A 3267-nucleotide genomic window follows, 5' to 3' on the forward strand; every position below is an offset into this window, starting at 1 on the left:
GGTACTAACAGCCAAGATCAAACAGCTTATTTTAGTCCAAGTTCACATTACAGCGCTGAGTTTAACTTAAGTCATTACTGGGTGACTTGGCGTGAATATGAGCGTTCATTTAAGCAGCATTTTGAAGCGGGTGTAGGCCTTTATAAACAGGCCGATTACTCTGCTAAACCTACTTACTCTTTGCAATATCAACATCAATGGCAGCTATCACGGACATGGCAGCTCAATTATGGAATTGGTTGGCAATACCATCCTTACGATGGACATGATGAACAACATACCTACGGTATTTTTGGATTTGAAGGGCGTTTTTAATGAATAATTTATTGTCGAAAATGTTGGGCTGTACCTTGGTCTCAACATTGTTGCCTCTGCAATTTGCATATGCCCAGATAGAAAAAGATTTACCAAAAAATCATACGGTTTCTTTAACTTTTCATGATGTCAGGGATGATGTCTTAAAAGAAGGGGATCGGGATATTTATGCAATCCAAACGAAAAATTTAGCACAGTTCTTTGACTGGTTAAGTCAATCTGACTGGAAGCCCATTCGCTTAAAAGATATTGAAGAGGCGCGTAAACAAGGTAAGGAATTACCTCATAATTCTATTTTGTTAACTTTCGATGATGGAGCTTTAAGTAGTTATAGCCGTGTATTTCCATTACTTAAGCAATATCAGATTCCGGCAGTATTTGCACTTCCGACCAGTTGGCTAAATGGGAATACACAAGCTGGTTATGAAGCTTATGGGCAAGGAAACCTAGTCGATTGGAAGCAAGTGCGAGAAATGCAAGCTTCAGGCTTAGCCGAGTTTGCAAGTCATAGTGATGATTTGCATCATGGAGTATTGGCTAATCCCCAAGGGAATGAACAGCCTGCTGCGACTTCTTACGCGTATTTAAAATCACAAAAGCGTTATGAAACGGATGTGGAATATCAACAACGTATTTTGCAGGACTTAAAAAAATCATACGCCGTTTTAAAGAAAGAAGTGGGTGTTGAACCTAAGGCAATTATTTGGCCTTATGGTGCTGTGAATGAGCAATTAGAAAAATTGTCTCAAGAAGCCGGCTTTATTTTTTCTTTCAGTTTAGGACGTGATGGAATGAATAGAGTGACTCGACTTTTAAACGTAGTGTGGTCACTAATACTCCTACAGCTGAGCAGTTAACAGAGGGTATGATCAATATTCTCAACTTTGAAGAATTAGATTTATTTAAGCAACCTCGCCACTTTGTGAGTATGGACTTAAAACAATTAACTGCTTCAACTAATACTCAGTCAGATGAGAAACTAGGGTTATTGTTATCCAAGCTTTATAGCTTAAAAAATAACACATTGATATTGAAACCTTTAGATGATCAAGATGGCGATGGGCAGTATGACATTGCTTATTTCCCAACAACTCAACTAAGCGTTCAGCAAGATATTTTGAACCGAACTTTATGGCAGGCACAAACTCGTGCCGGACAGTCAGTTATTTTAGAGTTGCCTGTATATCCTCAAAAAAATAAACCGTTTTTGGTGGCAGATTTAGCGAAGGATATCGCACGTTTCAATAGTAATTTAAGTGGTATTCAACTTAATGCTGGAACCACTTTAAATTGTGCTATGCAAAGCACAACAATAAAAGAAAATGCCTGTGCTAACCAATTAAAACAGCTTACATATGTGAGCCAGCTTACTCAAAAGGCTGTGAAGCCTTATTTAAACATGAGTAATCAGGCTCAGTTTAGTTTATTGCTTACACCTGATTTTGAACATATCGAAAATTTACCAACGCTTTTAAAAACGCTGTTATCCCAACATGATTTAGTAAATCTTAAGTTCAATATAGTGGGTAAGCAAAAACAGTTTAATCACGTATTAGCAATTTTAAATACGCTTGATTCGAAATATAAACAGCGCATTATGCTGACTTTATCATTACCCGAAAATAGTCAGCAAAATGCCTGGCAAGAAGTGAAACAAGGTCTTTTCAATATTCAGCGCATAGGTATTCAGAAATTTGGGGTTGATGGCTATACCAATGAAAACTCAAAAAATGTTCATGAATATTTATATAACCCGATTAGCTTGAATTCGAGTTCGGTCATGTATCAGCCCTTTGCAGGTCTCGCGACTGAGGGGAAAAAGTAATGAAAGTATTACTCGATATTTTATTTGCTTTTGCCTTTTTATATCCGTTGTTGATGGCTTGGACATGGATGGTAGGAGGTCTCTGGTTTTTCTTTAAAAGGGTATATCATGAGCAGCAACTGCCTGAGCCATCAAGTGAAGGGTGCAGTATTATTATTCCTTGCTTTAATGAAGAAGCTCAGGTCCGACAAACGATTCGTTATGCCTTACAGACAAAATATCCGAATTTTGAAGTCATTGCTGTAAATGACGGAAGTAGTGACAGCACTGCAGAAATTCTTGATGAACTGGCAGTTCAAGACGCCCGATTAAGAGTTGTGCACCTGGCAGAAAACCAAGGTAAGGCAGTGGCTTTAAGATCGGGAGTGTTAGTAAGTAAATACGAATATCTAGTGTGTATTGACGGAGACGCTTTATTACATCCTCATGCAGTACTTTGGCTTATGCAGCCTTTTTTAAATTTTCCAAGAATTGGTGCTGTAACCGGTAATCCTAGAATTTTAAATCGCTCAAGTATTTTAGGTAAATTGCAAGTCGGCGAGTTCTCTTCAATTATTGGCTTGATTAAGCGCGCACAAAGAACATATGGTCGTATTTTTACAGTATCAGGTGTAATTGCAGCATTTAGAAAGACCGCTTTGGTTCGCGTGGGCTTTTGGTCTGATGACAAAATTACGGAAGATATTGATATCTCTTGGAAGCTCCAAATGGACCATTGGGACATTCAATATATTCCTCAAGCACTTTGTTATATCTATATGCCGGAAACCTTTAAAGGCCTTTGGAAACAGCGTTTACGCTGGGCACAAGGTGGGGTAGAGGTATTATTAGAATATATTCCTAAAATGTTCAAACTCCGCTTGCGCCGTATGTGGCCGGTAATGCTCGAAGCTTTAGTCAGCATTATTTGGTCATATGTGATGATTATGATTTTTATTCTATTTTTTGTGGGATTGTTTGTGGATTTACCGCAACAATTTCAAATTAATTCACTCATGCCGCAGTGGTATGGCGTGATATTAGGTGGAACATGTCTTGTTCAATTTCTAGTAAGTTTATGGATAGACCATCGTTATGATCGTGGTCGGCTTTTTAGAAATTATTTTTGGGTAATTTGGTATCCATTA

General features: G+C 38.0%; 1 protein-coding gene and 2 pseudogenes. All 3 read left to right on the top strand.

Going from position 1 to position 3267, the window contains the following annotated elements:
- A pseudogene (locus VXQ92_RS15465) lies at window positions 1-315 on the top strand (poly-beta-1,6 N-acetyl-D-glucosamine export porin PgaA); the annotation flags it as partial.
- Window positions 315-2140 (top strand): annotated as a pseudogene (pgaB, locus tag VXQ92_RS15470) (poly-beta-1,6-N-acetyl-D-glucosamine N-deacetylase PgaB). The pseudogenes VXQ92_RS15465 and pgaB, both read left to right, overlap by 1 nt.
- The coding region (gene pgaC / locus VXQ92_RS15475) for a poly-beta-1,6-N-acetyl-D-glucosamine synthase (RefSeq protein ID WP_416682389.1) at window positions 2140-3267 on the top strand (1128 nt) is incomplete at its 3' end. The pseudogene pgaB and the gene pgaC, both read left to right, overlap by 1 nt.

The sequence above is a fragment of the Acinetobacter sp. 228 genome (assembly GCF_048147885.1).